The sequence below is a fragment of the Occallatibacter sp. genome (assembly GCF_035317045.1).
In the GTDB taxonomy this organism is placed as follows: Bacteria; Acidobacteriota; Terriglobia; order Terriglobales; family Acidobacteriaceae; genus Telmatobacter.
The window spans coordinates 98,802-115,518 of sequence record NZ_DATHHT010000035.1 but is presented as its reverse complement, the minus strand read 5'-3'; the positions used below and the strand labels follow the sequence as shown (position 1 = coordinate 115,518).

Sequence of the window (16,717 nt, the reverse complement as noted above, 5' to 3'; positions counted from 1 at the left end):
GTGACAACCTCTTTTGGCTGCCTGGATCGCCGGTATTGCGCAGTTACGATCACGCTTGTCGCGGCGGCATTGTTGTGCGCAGGTTGCGATTCCCATCCGGCCGCGGTGGACGCGAGTGCCGCGCCGGTTTCGACAGCCACGCCGCCGCCTAAAGCGGCACCTGAACCGGGGTCAACAGCTCTAGCAGAGGCGACGGATCCAAGATCGTTCACCACGACTGGCCCGTTGGTGGCGGAACAGCAGGCCGACATCGCGGCAGAACGCAACGGCCGCGTAGTGGGCATCAACGTGCGCATTGGCGACCGCGTAAAGAAGGGGCAGGTGCTGGCGCAGCTTGATGACCGGACGCTCAAATCCGCATGCGAATCGCAGAAGGCGCGGGTGGCTTCAGCACAGGCCCAGCTTCGAGAGTGGCAATCGGAACAATTGACAGCAGAGTCTGACCTGCGCCGCGCAGACGCCATGCGCGACGCAAAGATCATCAGCGAAGAGAACTGGGAGCACGCGAAGTACCGGGTAGATGAAACCATTGCGGAAGTCTCCCGGTTTCGCGAGGAGGCGGCAGCATCCGAAGCGGATCTGAATGCCGCCAATGTGCAGCTGGAGCAATCACACATCGTGGCACCGTTTGCAGGAGTGGTTGGCCGCAGCACCGTGCGTCCCGCGCAGGAGGTGAAACCGGGCGATGTGCTTTTCTGGATTACCGCGGAAGCGCCGTTGGAGGTGTTGTTTACGGTGCCCGAGACTGCGATGGCGGCATTCACGGCGGGAAAGCCGCTGGAGTTTGCGACGGCTGACATTCCGGGATTCCATCAAGAAGGACGGATCGTGCGGGTCAGCCCAGTGGTGGACCCCGCGAGCGGCAGCATCCAGGTGGTCGGTGCGGTTGTTCATCCGTCGAAACTGCTGAAGCCCGGAATGACCATGCAGGTGCGGCTGGCGCCATGAATCTGAGCGAAGCTCTCGACGCGGCACTTCCCGAGATTCCGCAAGCGCGGCTGACGCGCAGCGGTCCGCCACGGCTTGACCCGGAACTGATTATCCATGAGGACATTCTCGACGGCGAACCGGTGATCGGGATCCTGCAGCGCGACAGGTCGAACTATTTTCGATTCCAGCCGTGGCAGTGGCAACTGGCTCAACTGTTTAACGGGAAACGATCGTACGAAGAAATCGGCGCGGCGTTTGAATCAGAAACGGGCATGCAGATTTCGGTCGAAGATGTTCGGGTCTTCTCATCACAGATGGACGAGTGCAACTTCTGGTACAAGACACACCAGGAAAAAAATCTCGCCATGCGCGAGAAGCTGCTGGCACAGCGGGGACGGCGCGCGAAGTCGAAGTTCAATGTCGCTCACATCAGCTTCTCCGCGTGGGATCCGGACCGATATCTTGGCTGGGTCAACCGCGTCGCGGGCGGGTTCATCTACAGCTGGTGGTGCGTACTCGTCGCTCTTCTGCTCTTTGTATTCGAAACTGCGGTGGTGATTGATAACTGGCGCTTCATCGGTCCGGACACCGCGCTGTTCTTCAATTTTGCGCAGAAGAGCTTCTCCGACTTTGCCCAGTTCTGGCTTTTGATCCTGGTGATCGGATTCCTGCACGAAACGGCACATGGGCTCACCTGCAAGCACTTTGGCGGGGAGGTACACAGTATGGGGCTCATGTTCTTGTACCTCGCTCCCTGCTTTTTTGTGGATGTGACGGAGAGCTGGGTTTCGGCGACAAAGATCCAACGACTGGGAACCATCATCGCGGGAATCTGGATCGAGCTCGTGATGTGTGGAATAGCCATCATTTTCTGGTTGAATTCCGCGGAAGGAGGATGGTCCCACAACCTCGCATACGAAGTCATCCTTCTGACCGGAATTGCCGCGGTTGCCATTAACCTGAACCCGCTGATCAAGCTCGATGGCTACTACTTTCTGACCGAAATCATCGAGATTCCGGAGTTGAAGGAACGATCGACGGCATTTCTATCGGCATGGTTTCAGGCCAGGATTCTGAGGGCGCCGATCGAAGTGCCGATCGTGCCGCGCCGGCGGGTGGTTCTGTTTGTTGCTTATGCAATCGCTTCCGGCGCGTACAGCTACCTTCTGCTTTTTCTGGTCGTTCGCTTTTCGTACCGGCTAGGGTCGAAATGGTTTGCCGAATTTGCGCTGATTCCTTCCGCGGCACTGACATTCGTTCTTTTTCGCTCCCGGATCCGCTCTTTGCGCCGTGTGTTAACTGAAGCCTGGGAGCGAACCTTCGGGTCCGGTTTTCAATGGCGTTCGAAGTATGTTTTCGCGGGGCTTGGCTTGATCGCGCTCCTGTTTGTGCCGCTCTGGCGCGACCGGGAAAATGGGTTCTTCGTGATCGAGCCGGCAGAGTCTCACACCATTTGCGCCGCAGTGGAGGGCCGGGTGGCGGAAGTGCTGGTTGAAGAAGGGGAGCGCGTACATGCCGGGCAAACGCTGCTGAGGATGACGAGCAACGAGGCGGCCTCGATGAAATCGGTGGCACTGGCGCAAACGAGGAGTGCCCGCTTCAGGACGTTCAATGCGCAAATCCAGGGACAAAGTGCCGGCACCGCCATTGCCGATCAAGTTGCGGCGCGCCGCATGACGGGACTGGCAAATGAGGCGCAGTCGTTGCTGGAACTCACCGCATCAAGCGATGGCACAATCCTGACACAGAATCCCTCGATGCTTGTAGATGAGAAGGTTGGGAGCGGACAACCACTGCTGGAGCTGGCCGAAGGCGCGAGAGATGCAAGAATCTACATCCCGACTTCGGCGTTCAGCCGGATCTCTGCGGATTCAGAGGTCGTGCTTGCTGTGCCGGGGCAGTTCGGTTTGATTCGGCTGAAGCTCACGCGACCGGCGGGCGACCCGGTGTCGCTTCCCGCCGGGATACTGCCTGCAGAAAAGTACCGGGGATTCAAGTTGCCGGTCTTCTACAGCGCGCGGGTGACCTTGCCGCCGACGGCTGGCAATCCAATGTATGGGCTGTCAGGACAGGCAAAGCTCTTCGGAATGAGACGCAGCCTTGCCGGGCGCATCGCCATGGTGGTTTCGGACCTGGTGAAAGCGCACGTCTGGTGAAAAAACAGAAACGGCGACCGCTGATGCGATCGCCGTTCTGCGTTCCAGGGGAGTAACCCTTCGACAATTTTGAGAACCAAGGAAACGGGTGAAGCAACCGGAATGCTGCCTTTGGGGTTCAACAGCTTATTCGATAAAACGCGTCCTACGAGACGATGCGGGCAGTGGTGAGCTTCGCAAAGTTGGCTCTGGTCGCTTTCAAGGTGGTCCGCATGGTTGCGCTGGCGGTCAGGGTCTTCGCCAAGACGGGCCTGGCGGTGTGGGCGGGCCTGGCGGTATTGATTCGGCCGGCGGTCTGGATTCGGCTGGCGGTGGCCAACTTGGCGGCTGCAGCGGGACTCGCAACCTTGACTTGAGGCTTCGACTTGGATTGGGAAGCCGGGCTGCTGCTGAGTAAGGACTTCTTTGTGATTGCCATTGTGTTATCCCCCTGAGTGAAATTGAACTTCGTTACGCCCGTAGATAGTGCACCCGCTGTGCCAAATGACAGTCGGTGGGTCTAAAAACTTTAACGGGATTATTTTGTGCAACTTAGAACAGCATGCAAAACAGGGTACCTGTGGCATCGCACGATCAGAGCGTTGAAAAATTAAACTTTCACCGGTGAATTTTTAACCCACGGTCGGTTAGAGCGCGTATTTGCGGCAGAGATACTTCATCTTCTGGACGTCAACGTTGAGCAGGCGAGCCGCAGCGGTTTTGCTTCCCTGTGCGCGGCGCAATGCGGTTGTGAGCATCGCAACCTCAAGCTGGCGCACCTGGCCATCGAAGTCGGTACCGCCCTCCGGCAGGAGGATCGCTTCCTGAACCGCGACGCTGCCCTCGAGTACGCGTGAAGGAAGATCGCCGGGACCGATCTCTTCGTGGCGTGTGGTGATGATGAGTCTCTGGATCAGGTTTTCGAGTTCGCGGACGTTTCCCGGCCAGTTGTGTTCTTCAAGCGCAGAAAGGGCGTCGGCACTGATCTGCTTCAAGCGAATGCCGTTGGCGGTGCAGTGAATCTGGAGGAAATAGTCGCACAGCAAGGGGATGTCGCCGATTCGCTCGCGAAGCGGAGGAAGTTGGATAGGAATTACATGGATCCGGTAGTAGAGATCTTCGCGGAATTTGCCGGTGCGCGCCATTTCCTCGAGCGGTTCGTTGGTTGCGCAGATCAGGCGAAAATCGATTTTGCGGAAGGAGCGGCCGCCGAGGCGCTGAACCTGATGATCTTCAAGGACGCGGAGCAGCTTGGTTTGGAGCGGCAGGGTGAGGGTGGCAATCTCATCGAGGAAGAGCGTGCCGCCGTCGGCCATTTCGATGTGGCCGGGACGCGACTCGGTGGCACCGGTGAAGGCGCCGCGCTCGCTGCCGAAGAGTTCCGATTCAATCAGGTTTTCGGGGAGCGCAGCACAGTTGAGCTTAACGAAAGGTTTGCTGGCGCGGCGGCTCAGGGCGACAATGGCGCGAGCGGCGAGCTCCTTGCCAGTTCCGCTTTCGCCGCGGATGAGGACGTTAATTGTGCTGGCGGCGATCTGCTGAATTGCGTCGTAAACAAGGCGCATTGGCTCGCTGGCTCCAATGAATTCCTGGAACCGGCTGGATTCCAATGCTTGTTGGCGAGATCGCTCGCGGACGGCCTCCTCGGCGCGTCGGCGAATCGTATCGAGGAGCGTCATTCGCAATTCAAGAACATCGACCGGATTGCGGAAGTGCGCATCGGCCCCTACGCTCAGCGCCTGCTTTTCAATGGAGCGGGCACGGGCGCGGCTGATGGAGATGAGAGTGAAATCCTCGTTGAGCCTGCGCAATTCGGCGAGAACGGGAAGCCCCCCGAAGGCATCTTCTCCCTGGGTGTCAATATCGAGGACGACGGCGGAGACCTGTTTTTCCCGTGTCCATCTCGCCAGGTCCTCGTAGCTGTCGCGGACGACGACCCTGACCCAGGGAACGAGCTCATTGCGGAGGATCTCGAGGAATTCGTCGTCGAGCGTGACGATGCAAACAGTGGGAATGGGAGGAGCCGCGGATGCCTGAGGAGTGTTGGACACATCCTGCGCCTGGGCCATACAGCATTCTATATACGAACTTTGGACGTTTCCTCAACTCTTTTTTTCCGGAGTGAATCGCTGGAAATAGTGGTAGAGTGAGGCATTCCACGATCGAGTGAGAGTGCACCAAGGTGTCACCGGACAGCACGCAAGTGTACCGTGACCTGGTTACCGGCGTGCCAGACGCAAAAACGATATTCCTGTTTTCAATTCATTCCTAAGAATGAGACATATACTCTATGTCTTGGGGAAACGCGATGGAGCCACTGCTGAACCTGCAGGAATTCATGAAGACCGACCCTTCCACGGGGCCGACGCACAAGCCAGTAACCATGCCGGAGGTTGGCCTTCGACAGTCGGTTCTGGAAGATCTCGCGCTCAAGCATCTTTACCTTGCCGGACCATTTTCAGTGCTGGAAATGGCAAAGCTGATGCGCATCAGCTTCGAGGTTGCGAGCGAACTGCTGAAGAGACTACGCGCGGAACAACTGTGCCAGGTTACCGGATTGAGCGGCCAGATTCCCAATCTTGCGATCACGTCGCAGGGCAGAACGCGCGCGCAAGAGCTGCTGATGCAGAGCCAATACGCAGGACCGGCGCCTGTGCCTCTCTCGAGCTATGTGTCCCAGGTAAAGCTGCAGAGCGTGTCACACTCGGAGATTCACCCGACAGAGGTGCACCAGGCGTTTTCATCCATGGTGCTCGACGACCGGATTCTGTGGCAGCTTGGAACAGCGCTGAATTCCGGCGCGGCGATCTTCCTCTACGGTCCTTCGGGCGTTGGCAAGACGACGATTGCCGAGTTGCTGTCGAAGGTGCTCTCGGAGGATGCCGTCTGGCTTCCCTACGCGATTGAAATCGACGGACAGCTGATCACCGTCTACGATCCGACGCTGCACACACGGCTGTCCCACATGGAACCGCCGAATCATGATGAACGATGGGTGCTGTGCCAGCGGCCATCGGTGATGGTTGGCGGCGAATTGACGATCGAGATGCTGGATTTGCAATTCAATCCGGCGAGCAAGTTTTACACCGGGCCGGTGCAGATGAAGGCCAACAACGGCGTGCTGATCATCGATGATTTCGGGCGCCAGAGGGTGCGGCCGGATGAACTGCTGAACCGGTGGGTGGTTCCGCTGGATCGAAAGATCGACTTCCTCACCCTGGCAGGCGGCCGGAAGATCGAAATGCCATTTGAGATGCTGGTGGTGTTCGCATCGAACCTCGACCCTGCCCAGCTTCTGGATGCAGCATTCCTGCGCAGAATCCAGAGCAAGATTCACATTGGCGAAGTGAGCGACGAGGAGTTCTGCGAGATCTTCAGGAGAGTCGCGACGGACCGCAAGATTGATTGCGACGACACCGTCGCGCACACGCTGATCGACTTTGTGCACGGCACGCTGAAGCAGGAATTGCGTTCGTGCTATCCGCGCGACATCATCAACCAGATTTGCTGGGCCGCGAAGTATGAGGGAAAGGATCCGCAGATCAATCACCGGACTGTTATGCGGGCGATCGAGTCCTACTTCCTTACGAAGGACTAGGAAAGCTTCTGGCGCGTGAGCCGGGCGATCTCAGAGCGGAGCTCCTCTTGTGAAGTTGCTCGCTCCACCGCCTGCTGAAGTTCGCGCAGTTTTGCGCCGACGAGGTAGCGATACCAAAATCCCTGCAAAATGTGGTAAATCAGCCCCCGCCTACCATCGAGAAATCCCAATTGGAATACGTATCTATATAGGAAAAACAGGGACGCTGAGACCTCAAATGGCAGTCGATTGTAGACGGACTCTTTCAGGAATCTTTTGATCTTCGCCTGCGTGGCGGTAGATTCGGCGGTGAGAGCCAGCTGGGGCTCAAACAAGTGAAGCCGCTGATTCAGCACGTCTAACGCTTCCCTGCTTGCGTATCCGTTATGCTTGGCGGTGAAGTAGGTAAGGTCGTAGAGGTTATGATCGGCAAATCCGCCTCGAAACGTCACCGTGCGACCATCAGTGAGGTACATGTGTTCGTCCATCCAGCGATCTTCAATGTGCGCTTTGCCGCGACGCCAGATACGCAGAAGCGTGAGAGGATATCGGCCGCCCCAGCGGATGAACTTGCCCTGAAAGATTGTCTTGCGATTCAGATTGATCCCAGTCACGTCCGCGGGCATTGAGGGAAGTTTCAACTTGATCTCTTCTGCAAGATCGGGCTCGACGAGCTCGTCCGCATCGAGGCGCATGACCCAGTCGGCCGTGATTGGCGCATTCTCAAGAGCCCACTCGAACTGGCGCGCATAGTTCTGGAAAGGATGCTGAAGCACCTGCGCTCCGCCAGCCGTGGCAATGCCGACGGTGTCGTCGGTGGAAAATGAGTCGATGACGAAGATCTCCCGGGCAAAGCTACTTACATGATGGAGAGCGCGCGGGAGATGAATGGACTCGTTGAATGCGAGGATGACGACCGCGATACTCGGTTTGTCACTCATGCGAGAAACTCCCGCGCATTGCGTTCATGATGCAGGAAGGTGCGAGACGCGCTGTGGAGTTCGATCTAGTCATTTTTGATCAAGACCGATGAGGAAAGCGGCGCGCCACTATCAAATCCGATAGCGCGCGCAAAATCGCGGGCTGTCACTTCTATATCAAAATACTTGAGGAAGCCTGAGCGCGCCTTGCTCGCCATTTCCGCGCGGCCCTCAGCGGGGAGCGCGATAAAGCGGCGGATGAGATTGCGGGTTCCATCGAGCGAATCCGGCTCGACAAACCCGCACCCCGACGCTTCGACTTCGCGCCAGATATTGACCTTGTTGCTGACGAGCACCGGCGTGAAACAGGCCATTGCTTCGGCAACGACGAAGCCGAAATTCTCCTGATGCGAGGGAAGGATCAGGGCGTCTGCGCTGCGAAACGCGCCCCACTTCACATCGCCCTTGAGCATCCCCGGCCAATGAACGCGCGCGGCGATGCCAAGGCGTTGCGCAAGCGACTGCAACTCCGGCACCCAACCAACCTGGTCCGGCCCGGCGATCACCAGGTCGAGGTCCGACGACAATTCCGGAGCCAGCTCGGCGAAGGCCTGGAGGAGCAGATCGCAACCTTTCTTGGGGTGTATGCGACTGAGAAAAAGGAGAAATTTCCTACCCTGCAATTCAGAAAATGCCGATATGAAATCGCGCTTCTGGCGCTCAGGATCGCCTTCGGGATCGGCAGTTCCGAAGAGCACGACGCGTTCCTTGTAGGGATGTCCATTGAAGACCCCTCGTGCGCGCAGACGCTCCTCTTCGCAGGTGAAGAGGACTGATTGCGCATCGCGGAGCACACGCCCTTCAGCAAGCGTCCAGAAAATTTGCTTGGCCACATGCTTCAACGGATATTGCTCGCGAAACCATGGATCGTCGGATCCCAAGACAGGAACTCCGGTTTGCCGGGGTCGTGCTGGTGCGTGATCTCGATGATGCGACCTGTGTTCGAAGTCAGTCCTCCGGCCGTTGCCATCAGATCGGAGAGCTGGTGCTTACCGGGGGGCGGATAGATACCCGGGCTGCGCACTTCGCCAAGGATAGTAATTCCGGTGGTGGAAGAGTCAACTGTGACGGTCACTTCCGGGTCAAGCATCAGATTCCGGTCTTTCAGTCCCTTTGCCAGCATCTGCGCTGCAGAAGCGCTGTTGAGACCCTCAATATGAATCTGGCCAAGAATCGGATAGGGAATGTCTCCGCTCTCGGAAACCCGGGTGACGAGGGAGAAGTCCGGGGCATCGAAGACGTTGATGTGTACGACCTCGCCCGCCGAGATCGGCCCGTCGGAGAGGCCCCCGATGGATGCGGCAGACGCCGCAGAGGAGGAAGATCCACCGCCCCCCGAACCCTGCGCGAGCGGGATGAGGGCGGGACGAGGTTCCTGTGCCGGCAGAGAGAGCGATGCAAACACAAGGAAACAAGCGGGAACCAGAATATGTCTGTGAAAAGCCATTGTCCTTCTTGTGGTCACGAGACCGATGTTAGACTGACGCGCGATCTGATGGATTGAATGCATGCCGGTTTTTTGAGCCAGCCGGCGCGCGCTAAGTTCCTCTTCAGCATCTGCCGGCGACAGCACGAGCGCGCGGGTATTTGCGCGCGACTTCAAGGTCAACAGGTTCAGGCTAGCATAGCCCCGAAGGCTGGAAGCGCAACCGGCCGAAAAGCGATCTCGCTGGTTCGGCCATTGCCATCTGTCGCCGGTCTGGCCGCATGCTGCGCGTCATTGGGCAGCAAGTTCAAGTCGAGATCGCGCCGATGCAAAGGTGCGCCGAATTCCATCCTCGAGATTGACCTTTGCCCTCCATCCGAGCGCATGGATTCTGCTGACATCGAGAAGTTTTTGAGGGGTGCCGTCCTTTCGTGACGTGTCGAAGACGAGTTCGCAGTCGACATCCAGGACGCGCGCCACAAGCTCCGCCAACTCGCGGATGCTGAGATCCTCACCGGTTCCGATATTGATCAACGGCGCCTCGTTTTGAGTCAAGAGAGATTCATACCTGCTCTGGGGTAAATTCAGGAGATGCACGCAGGCTTCTGCAAGATCGTCGCTATAGAGAAATTCGCGCCGTGGTCGACCCGTGCCCCATACCACCAGCTTCTTTTCGCCGCTGCGCTTTGCCTCGAAGACTTTGCGCATCAAGGCGGGCAGCACGTGGGATCCATTGGAATCGAAATTATCGCCCGGCCCATACAGGTTGGTCGGCATCGCGGCCAGGTACTGTGTACCGAACTGGCGGTTGTACGACCAGCACATCTCGATCCCAGCAATCTTGGCCAAAGCATACGCGCGGTTGGTGGGCTCAAGGGGCCCAGTAAGCAGGTACTCCTCCTTGATCGGCTGGGGAGCGAGCTTTGGATAGATGCAGCTTGAAGCGAGAAACAGGAGCCGCCGCACCCCACTGCGATAACTCGCATCGATAACACTGGTCTGAATCTCGAGATTCTCGCGGATGAAATCTGCGGGGTAGGTATCGTTGGCAAGGATTCCACCGACCTTTGCCGCCGCGAGAAAGACATACTCTGGTTTTTCCTTGTGGAAGAAATCGAGGACCGCCGCGCGATCGGTCAAATCAAGTTCGGTGTGTGTGCGAAGAACGAGGTTCGTAAACCCCTGGCGCTCCAACTCGCGGCAGATTGCCGAGCCGACAAGCCCGCGATGTCCTGCAACGAAAATCCTGCCATTTTTTTCCATGATCGCGAATCTCTGCCGTCAATTCTCGTGGAAGTTGAATACGGAGTAGCCGTGCTTCCGGACCAGCGCGTCCTTCTCCGCAATTTTAAGATCTTCTTCCACCATCTCTTTGACGAGTTCGCGAAACGAGACTTTCGGCTCCCACCCCAATTCGCGGCGTGCCTTGCTCGCATCGCCCAACAAGGTCTCCACCTCGGTCGGGCGATAGTAGCGCGGATCGACGGCAACGACCACATTTCCCTGCTTGTCGATGCCTTTCTCATCTACGCCGGAGCCCTCCCAGGCGATATCCATGGCCAGATAATTTGCCGCAAGATCCACAAACTCGCGCACGCTGTGTTGCTCGCCGGTCGCGATCACGTAATCCCTGGCTTCTTTCTGCTGCAGCATGCGCCACTGCATTTCAACGTAGTCGCGGGCGTGTCCCCAATCGCGCAAGGCATCGAGATTGCCCAGATAGAGGCTATCCTGCAGTCCGGCCTTGATTCTTGCCAGCCCGCGCGTGATCTTGCGTGTCACGAAGGTTTCACCGCGCGTCGGCGACTCGTGATTGAACAGGATGCCGTTGCACGCGTAAATCCCATAGGCTTCCCGGTAGTTCACCGTGATCCAGTAGGCATAGAGTTTGGCGACAGCATAAGGAGACCGCGGATAAAAGGGCGTCGTTTCTTTCTGCGGAGTCTCCTGGACCAGGCCGTACATCTCCGACGTCGAGGCCTGATAGAATCGCGTGATTTTCTCGAGGCCCGCAATTCTAATTGCTTCCAGCAGGCGCAGAGTGCCGAGCGCGTCAGAGTTAGCCGTATACTCAGGCTCTTCAAACGAAACCTTTACGTGGCTTTGCGCCGCGAGATTGTAGATTTCATCGGGTTTTACTTTCTGCACGATTTGGATCAGGCTGCTCGAGTCGGTCAGATCGCCGTAGTGGAGCAGAAAATGACGGCCCTGCGTGTGCGGATCTTCGTAGATATGGTCGATACGAGTGGTGTTGAACGAAGAGGCGCGGCGCTTGATCCCATGCACTTCATAGCCTTTGGACAACAAGAGCTGTGCAAGGTACGCGCCGTCCTGGCCGGTAACACCTGTAATCAGGGCTCTTTTCACAATAGGGGTCTCCGGCCGCTCAGGGCCTGCTCGCCACATCGTACACGGCCCGACGTGGAATTATCTGTGTTTTGAAAAGGGCTAGGCAGCAGCTTCGATGCACGCTCTGAAGTATTCCAGACTCAGCTTCAATCCAGTCTCCAGATCGATTTTGGGTTCCCAGTTCAGCAGGCGCCTGGCCTTGCTGATGTCCGGTTGGCGCTGCGACGGATCATCTTGAGGGAGAGGCCGGAACACAATCTTGCTGGTTGAGCCGGCTACACGCAGCACAGCCTTTGCGCACTCCAGGATGGTCAATTCCGTCGGATTCCCGATGTTGACCGGCGTATGCTCGTCGCTGTGCGCGAGCCGGAGAATGCCATCGATTTCATCAGAGACATAGCAGAAGCTGCGCGTTTGACTTCCATCGCCGTAGATGGTCAGATCATCGCCCCGCAGCGCCTGCGTAAGGAGATTCGAAATCACGCGGCCATCGTTTAACTGCAAGCGCGGGCCATAGGTATTAAATATCCTTACCAGCCGCGTATCCACCTTTTCGTAACGGTGATACGCCATGACAAGAGCTTCGGAGAATCGCTTGGCCTCGTCGTAAACCGAGCGGGGTCCAATCGGATTCACATGGCCCCAATATTCCTCAGTCTGAGGATGCTGTTCCGGGTCCCCGTAGCACTCCGATGTCGATGCATGCAGAAACTTCGCGTCATACTTCTTTGCGATCTCCAGCAGGTTCCTGGTTCCCAAGGAGCCGGCCATGAGGGTTTCAACTCCGAGCCGCATGTAGTCCTCGGGACTTGCCGGGGAAGCGAAGCTGAAGACATAGTCCACGCGCTTCGGGTCAAAGGCGATGCAGATGTCCTGCTCGCAAAAACCAAATCTCCGTTCGGTCTTTAAATGCTTGAGATTTTCCAGCGAGCCCGTGCAGAGATTGTCGACGCCCAACACATCATGCCCCTGCTTGAGAAGGGCATCCGCCAAATGTGAGCCAAGAAAACCTGCAGCCCCTGCGACCAACATGCGCATGGTTTGTACATCCTTACGTTAGCTGTTCTTTCTATCAGGCTATCGCAATTTCATCCGCTTGAAAATACCCCATAAGCGGAATGAACCATTTCGCATGGATTTGATGCGCTGTACGGGTTGAAGGCTGCAACCCACAGCGCGAACTAGACCCTCGCTCCGTCTCTGCGACGCGGACGGAAGAATGCAGCCACAGGATCCATCGGTTGGGCTAGGCCGGGCCGTCCCACGCTCAGATAGGTGAAACCTGCCTTGGTCATCTTCGCCGGATCGTAGAGGTTTCTTCCATCGATCACAATCGGGTAGCGGAGGGTGTAGTGCAGCTTGGCCAGGTCGAGTTCGGCAAATTCTTGCCAATCGTTGAGGATCAGCAGCGCATCGGCATCCTGCGCCGCCTTGTATGGATCGTCCACGTAGCGCATGTTCGGGCCTTCGGGAATGAATTCCTTTGACCGCTCCGCCGCCGCGGGATCATGGGCAGCAACCACGCATCCTTCGCTCAAAAGCTTCTTGACGATATCGAGCGCCGGTGACTCGCGCACGTCATCGGTTCCCCCTTTGAACGCAAGTCCGAGGACTCCGATTTTCTTCCCACGAAATGTCCAGAGTGCTGAGCGGATTTTTTGGAAAAAGCGCTGCTTCTGTTCTTCGTTGATCTTTTCCACTTCGTGCAACAATGCAAAGTCCACGCCCACCTGTTCCGCCACATGACGAAAGGCCGCAACATCCTTGGGGAAGCACGAGCCCCCGTAGCCAACGCCGGCGCGCAGAAACTTCGGGCCGATGCGCGTATCCATGCCGATGCCGCGAGCTACTTCTTCGACGTCCGCGCCTGCCGCCTCGCAGACATTGGCGACAGCGTTGATGAACGAAATCTTGGTCGCCAGCAGCGCGTTGGAGGCGTGCTTGATGATTTCGGCAGCCTTGGTTGAGGTATGCAGGATTGGCGGTGGATCAGCAGCTGTGCGCGGCCCCGGAACGCAACCCACTTTGTTGTAGTACTCGCCGCTGGTCAGCGGAAGATAGATCATCTTCAGCAGATCAGCGCCAACTTCAGTAGCAGCGCCGATCACAATGCGATCCGCGTGCAGGAAATCAACCACTGCCGTGCCTTCACGCAAGAACTCCGGGTTCGACGTCACATCGAACAAATCCTTGGGCACTCCGTTGCGCTCAATTACCCGCCGGATCCACTCGTTGGTATAGACCGGAACGGTGCTCTTCTCGACGATTACTTTGTAGGAATCGATGGATCGCGCGATTTCGCTCGCCACGGCATCAACGAAGGAGAGATCGGCGCTGCCGGTCTCGCTCTGCGGCGTGCCTACTGCAATAAAGATGGCCTGCGCCGACTGCGTTGCAGAGCGCAGATCCGAGGTAAACTCCAGCGATCGGCCGCGGTGGCGTGCGAGAAGCTCGGGCAGGTGCTCTTCATGAATTGGGATTCCACCCTCATGCAAACTGCGTACCTTGGATTCATCGTTGTCGACACAGACCACATGATGTCCAATTTCCGCAAAGCAAGTGGAAGCGACCAGGCCCACATAGCCCGAACCCACTACGGCAATCCTTACCGGTTCACCCTTCGGCTTCATCACGTCAGTTTCCACTCCTCTTGACACCTCGAGGAATCTCTCGGGAGCCGCTACTCCGTTTGCGTCAACGCGTGTTCGCTGTCGTCGGTCACCGGGAGCTGATCTCGGTAGCGCCATAGAAGCGGAACGAGCTGCGGCGCGGAAAAGTACCGCGGAACGTAGCGTCGGGGTGACGACATACAGCGGAAAAGCCAGCCGAGATAAAATCGGTCAGCCCATTCCGGAATACGCACCTGGTCGCCACTGAGAAATGCGATCGCTGCCCCGATGCAGTGAATCGCCGGCAGATAATCCAGGTTTCGCTTCAAGTAAAGCCCGAGCCGCTCTTGCGTACCGCCACCCACCGTGATTACCACGTGTTTCGGCCGTAAAGCCTGCAGCTGTTCAATGAGTTCCTTGTCTTCTACTTTACTGCCGTACATGGGTGCTTGGTAAACACACTTTGGTGGTACTTCGATCCCTTCCGACGTGAGCCAGTCCAGGTTTCGCTTCGCACTAGCGCTTCCCGCCATCACCCAGAAGGTGTTTCCGGGCGCACGCACGTCATCCTCGAGTAGCAGTCCTTTCAGATACTTAAGTCCCGAAAGCCGCGAGATCGAGTCGCCCTGGAGGAAATTCCAGACCAGCACCATGAAGGCCGAATCGGCGATCGCCACGTCCGCATTCGTCAGCGCCTCCCGGTAATCGTCGTTCCATGCGACATCTTTCAATGCCGGTGCGGCCGGCACCACAAGCAGGCCGCCGCGCTCAATACGCCGGATCGCGCCCTGCACATCGCCGACGTAAAAGTTCACTCCCAGGATTTGCCGTTCATCCAGTGTTTCGCTCATCTTGAATCTCTCCGGTGGGGTATTGCCGGTTGATTGGAGCGCCTATTCAAACGTGCTCAGGCGTGGGCAAGGGTGAGAATCTCTTTCTGAATCCATTCATAGGTCTTTGCAAGGCCGTCTTTGAGACGGATAGAAGGCTCCCAACCCAGGCACTCGAGAATTTTGGTGTTGTCGCTATTGCGTCCGTTCACGCCCTTCGGCGCGTCGAGCTTGTAGCGGCGCTTAAGCTCTACGCCAGCGATTTCTTCAACAATGTCCACGAGCTGATTAATGGTCACGAGCTCATTTGATCCGAGATTGAGCGGCTCGTGGATCTCGCTCTCGGTAATCGCTTGTGTGCCTTTCGTGCAGTCGTCGATGAACATGAAGCTGCGGGTCTGGTTGCCGTCGCCCCAGATTTCAATCTCGTGCCTGCCCGACAGCTTGGCTTCGAGCACTTTGCGGCAGATCGCAGCCGGAGCTTTCTCGCGTCCACCGGTCCAGGTTCCATGCGGCCCGTAGACGTTGTGGTACCGGGCCACTCGGCATTGCATTCCGAAATCCTCTTCAAAGTGGCGGCACATCCGCTCGCTGAAGAGTTTTTCCCATCCGTAACCGTCTTCGGGAAGGGCGGGATACGCGTCGGACTCCTTCAACGGAACCACGCGGGGATCCTTCTGCTTTTCGGCGTTGTATACGCAGGCTGACGAAGAATAGAAGAAACGCTCCACGCCGGAATCGCGCGCTGCAACCAGCATGTGCGTATTGGTCAGCACACTCAGCATGCACAGCGCCTTGTTGTTCTCGATGAATCCCATTCCGCCCATGTCTGCAGCCAATTGAAAGACGACATCGGCTCCGCTTGCCGCCCGGTAGCAACTGTCCTTGTCTTTCAAATCTGCGACCTGGTTTTCGACGTCCGCGGAGGCCTGGTACCACTCTTCCATCGGCTTCACATCGACAGCGCGAATGACGTTGACCCCGCTGGCAAGCAGGCTCCGCACGAGATGACCTCCTATGAACCCTCCGCCGCCGCAAACGACTGCAGCTTTACCTTTGAGATCCATCAGCCTTTTGGCTCCTTTTGTCCTTTTCGAACGACGAACGCCTGTGACTCTTTCCAGGCTGGTTCTCGTTCGAAACGATTATGCAAACACGGCTCATCTCGCAAACACGCGCCTCGTTCCAATCACGCGAGGCAGAACTCCGAATACGTCTCGAACAAGGAATTCAGATTTTCGGCATCGCCGAGAAAAACGCGGCGCAGCGGGCCACGGCTCAGAACGATCGCAATCAGCGTGAGCACCAGCGTCTTGGCATTGGAGCAGCGCAACTCGCCACGCTGGATCCACGGCTCAAGATACCGAGTGACGACCTCGACGAGCTCGCCCAGGTGCCTGCGCAGAAGCGGGTCGAGATCGTCGCTCAATTCCAGGGAGCTGTATTGCAGCAGGCGCAGCAACTGCGGCTGCTGCTGCAGGGTTGTGGCAATCAATTCGAACGTGCACGCAAGTGCGGTGCGCCCGTTCTGCGCCTCAGCCAGTCGCGTCAGCAATTCGCCACGCAGTTGAACACGCTGTAACTCTGCTCCGAGGACCGCGACGTAAAGATCGCGCTTGCGGGGATAATGCCGGTAAATGGTTACCTCATTTACTTCCGCGGCCGAAGCAATTTCGCGCGTGCTCACTCCGTTGTAACCAAATTGGGCGAACAGTGACGCAGCAGTGGTCAGAATGCGCTCTTCTGTGCTGCCTCTTGTAGAGCCTGATGGTCCAGTCATAGGTTCTTTTGCCGCCTGTCTTAAGCTGGGAGGTGTCAAAACCGCTTGTTTCTTTCCTGACCGACGCGGGTTACCGAGCGAGATACTTGCCATGATTTCCG

Annotated in this window: 15 protein-coding genes; 3 read left to right on the top strand and 12 right to left on the bottom strand. The window is 57.4% G+C overall.

Features of this window, described 5'->3' with window-relative positions; translation table 11 throughout:
* Entirely contained in the window at positions 1–948 is a 948-nt protein-coding gene (locus tag VK574_RS17340) for an efflux RND transporter periplasmic adaptor subunit (protein WP_472801123.1), read from the top strand.
* A complete protein-coding gene (locus VK574_RS17335) occupies positions 945–3,086 on the top strand; it encodes a hypothetical protein (protein ID WP_472801122.1) in 2,142 nt (713 codons plus the stop codon). The genes VK574_RS17340 and VK574_RS17335 overlap by 4 nt, the downstream gene beginning before the upstream one ends.
* A gap of 145 nt (positions 3,087–3,231) precedes the next feature.
* Here VK574_RS17335 and VK574_RS17330 read toward each other — a convergent pair whose 3' ends face one another.
* Both VK574_RS17330 and VK574_RS17325 read right to left on the bottom strand, forming a co-directional pair.
* Entirely contained in the window at positions 3,232–3,504 is a 273-nt protein-coding gene (locus VK574_RS17330) for a hypothetical protein (protein ID WP_472801121.1), read from the bottom strand.
* Between the two features lie 208 nt (positions 3,505–3,712).
* Entirely contained in the window at positions 3,713–5,134 is a 1,422-nt protein-coding gene (locus tag VK574_RS17325) for a sigma 54-interacting transcriptional regulator (protein WP_472801120.1), read from the bottom strand.
* A gap of 221 nt (positions 5,135–5,355) precedes the next feature.
* Here VK574_RS17325 and VK574_RS17320 point away from each other — a divergent pair, with 221 nt between their 5' ends.
* Positions 5,356–6,663 (top strand): ATP-binding protein, encoded by a 1,308-nt coding sequence (locus VK574_RS17320; protein WP_472801119.1) that lies wholly within the window; start codon positions 5,356–5,358, stop codon positions 6,661–6,663.
* Here VK574_RS17320 and VK574_RS17315 read toward each other — a convergent pair.
* The 10 genes from VK574_RS17315 to VK574_RS17270 form a co-directional block, all read right to left on the bottom strand.
* On the bottom strand, positions 6,660–7,583 hold the full coding sequence (locus VK574_RS17315; protein ID WP_472801118.1) for a glycosyltransferase family 2 protein: 924 nt from the start codon (positions 7,581–7,583) through the stop codon (positions 6,660–6,662). The genes VK574_RS17320 and VK574_RS17315 overlap by 4 nt on opposite strands.
* A 65-nt stretch (positions 7,584–7,648) precedes the next feature.
* Entirely contained in the window at positions 7,649–8,503 is an 855-nt protein-coding gene (locus tag VK574_RS17310) for a glycosyltransferase (protein WP_472801117.1), read from the bottom strand.
* Positions 8,461–9,069: a polysaccharide biosynthesis/export family protein gene (locus VK574_RS17305; protein ID WP_472801116.1), complete on the bottom strand. Its 609-nt coding sequence runs from the start codon at positions 9,067–9,069 to the stop codon at positions 8,461–8,463. Before VK574_RS17305 ends, VK574_RS17310 begins: the two co-directional genes overlap by 43 nt.
* Positions 9,070–9,339: 270 nt before the next feature.
* Positions 9,340–10,311: a GDP-L-fucose synthase family protein gene (locus VK574_RS17300; RefSeq protein ID WP_472801115.1), complete on the bottom strand. Its 972-nt coding sequence runs from the start codon at positions 10,309–10,311 to the stop codon at positions 9,340–9,342.
* A gap of 18 nt (positions 10,312–10,329) precedes the next feature.
* Positions 10,330–11,415 carry a GDP-mannose 4,6-dehydratase gene (gene gmd / locus VK574_RS17295; protein WP_472801114.1) on the bottom strand — a complete coding sequence of 362 codons (1,086 nt, stop codon included), beginning with the start codon at positions 11,413–11,415 and terminating at the stop codon, positions 10,330–10,332.
* An 81-nt stretch (positions 11,416–11,496) separates the two neighbouring features.
* Positions 11,497–12,435, bottom strand: coding sequence for a UDP-glucuronic acid decarboxylase family protein (locus VK574_RS17290; RefSeq protein ID WP_472801113.1), 939 nt, complete (start codon positions 12,433–12,435; stop codon positions 11,497–11,499).
* Between the two features lie 143 nt (positions 12,436–12,578).
* Complete coding sequence (locus tag VK574_RS17285; protein WP_472801245.1) at positions 12,579–14,027, bottom strand: UDP-glucose dehydrogenase family protein; 1,449 nt, start codon at positions 14,025–14,027, stop codon at positions 12,579–12,581.
* A 50-nt stretch (positions 14,028–14,077) separates the two neighbouring features.
* On the bottom strand, positions 14,078–14,857 hold the full coding sequence (locus tag VK574_RS17280) for a WecB/TagA/CpsF family glycosyltransferase (RefSeq protein ID WP_472801112.1): 780 nt from the start codon (positions 14,855–14,857) through the stop codon (positions 14,078–14,080).
* Positions 14,858–14,913: 56 nt separating this feature from the next.
* On the bottom strand, positions 14,914–15,903 hold the full coding sequence (locus VK574_RS17275) for an NAD-dependent epimerase/dehydratase family protein (RefSeq protein WP_472801111.1): 990 nt from the start codon (positions 15,901–15,903) through the stop codon (positions 14,914–14,916).
* A gap of 122 nt (positions 15,904–16,025) precedes the next feature.
* Positions 16,026–16,616 carry a TetR/AcrR family transcriptional regulator gene (locus VK574_RS17270; RefSeq protein WP_472801110.1) on the bottom strand — a complete coding sequence of 197 codons (591 nt, stop codon included), beginning with the start codon at positions 16,614–16,616 and terminating at the stop codon, positions 16,026–16,028.
* Positions 16,617–16,717 lie beyond the last annotated feature (101 nt).

What these genes read in the sequence shown, in the direction of transcription:
- VK574_RS17335 (WP_472801122.1), top strand. Translation starts at nt 945, where the DNA reads ATGAATCTGAGCGAAGCTCTCGACGCGGCACTTCCCGAGATTCCGCAA.
- VK574_RS17330 (WP_472801121.1), bottom strand. Translation starts at nt 3,504, where the DNA reads ATGGCAATCACAAAGAAGTCCTTACTCAGCAGCAGCCCGGCTTCCCAA.
- VK574_RS17325 (WP_472801120.1), bottom strand. Translation starts at nt 5,134, where the DNA reads ATGGCCCAGGCGCAGGATGTGTCCAACACTCCTCAGGCATCCGCGGCT.
- VK574_RS17320 (WP_472801119.1), top strand. Translation starts at nt 5,356, where the DNA reads ATGTCTTGGGGAAACGCGATGGAGCCACTGCTGAACCTGCAGGAATTC.
- VK574_RS17315 (WP_472801118.1), bottom strand. Translation starts at nt 7,583, where the DNA reads ATGAGTGACAAACCGAGTATCGCGGTCGTCATCCTCGCATTCAACGAG.
- VK574_RS17305 (WP_472801116.1), bottom strand. Translation starts at nt 9,069, where the DNA reads ATGGCTTTTCACAGACATATTCTGGTTCCCGCTTGTTTCCTTGTGTTT.
- VK574_RS17300 (WP_472801115.1), bottom strand. Translation starts at nt 10,311, where the DNA reads ATGGAAAAAAATGGCAGGATTTTCGTTGCAGGACATCGCGGGCTTGTC.
- VK574_RS17290 (WP_472801113.1), bottom strand. Translation starts at nt 12,435, where the DNA reads ATGCGCATGTTGGTCGCAGGGGCTGCAGGTTTTCTTGGCTCACATTTG.
- VK574_RS17285 (WP_472801245.1), bottom strand. Translation starts at nt 14,027, where the DNA reads ATGAAGCCGAAGGGTGAACCGGTAAGGATTGCCGTAGTGGGTTCGGGC.
- VK574_RS17280 (WP_472801112.1), bottom strand. Translation starts at nt 14,857, where the DNA reads ATGAGCGAAACACTGGATGAACGGCAAATCCTGGGAGTGAACTTTTAC.
- VK574_RS17275 (WP_472801111.1), bottom strand. Translation starts at nt 15,903, where the DNA reads ATGGATCTCAAAGGTAAAGCTGCAGTCGTTTGCGGCGGCGGAGGGTTC.
- VK574_RS17270 (WP_472801110.1), bottom strand. Translation starts at nt 16,616, where the DNA reads ATGACTGGACCATCAGGCTCTACAAGAGGCAGCACAGAAGAGCGCATT.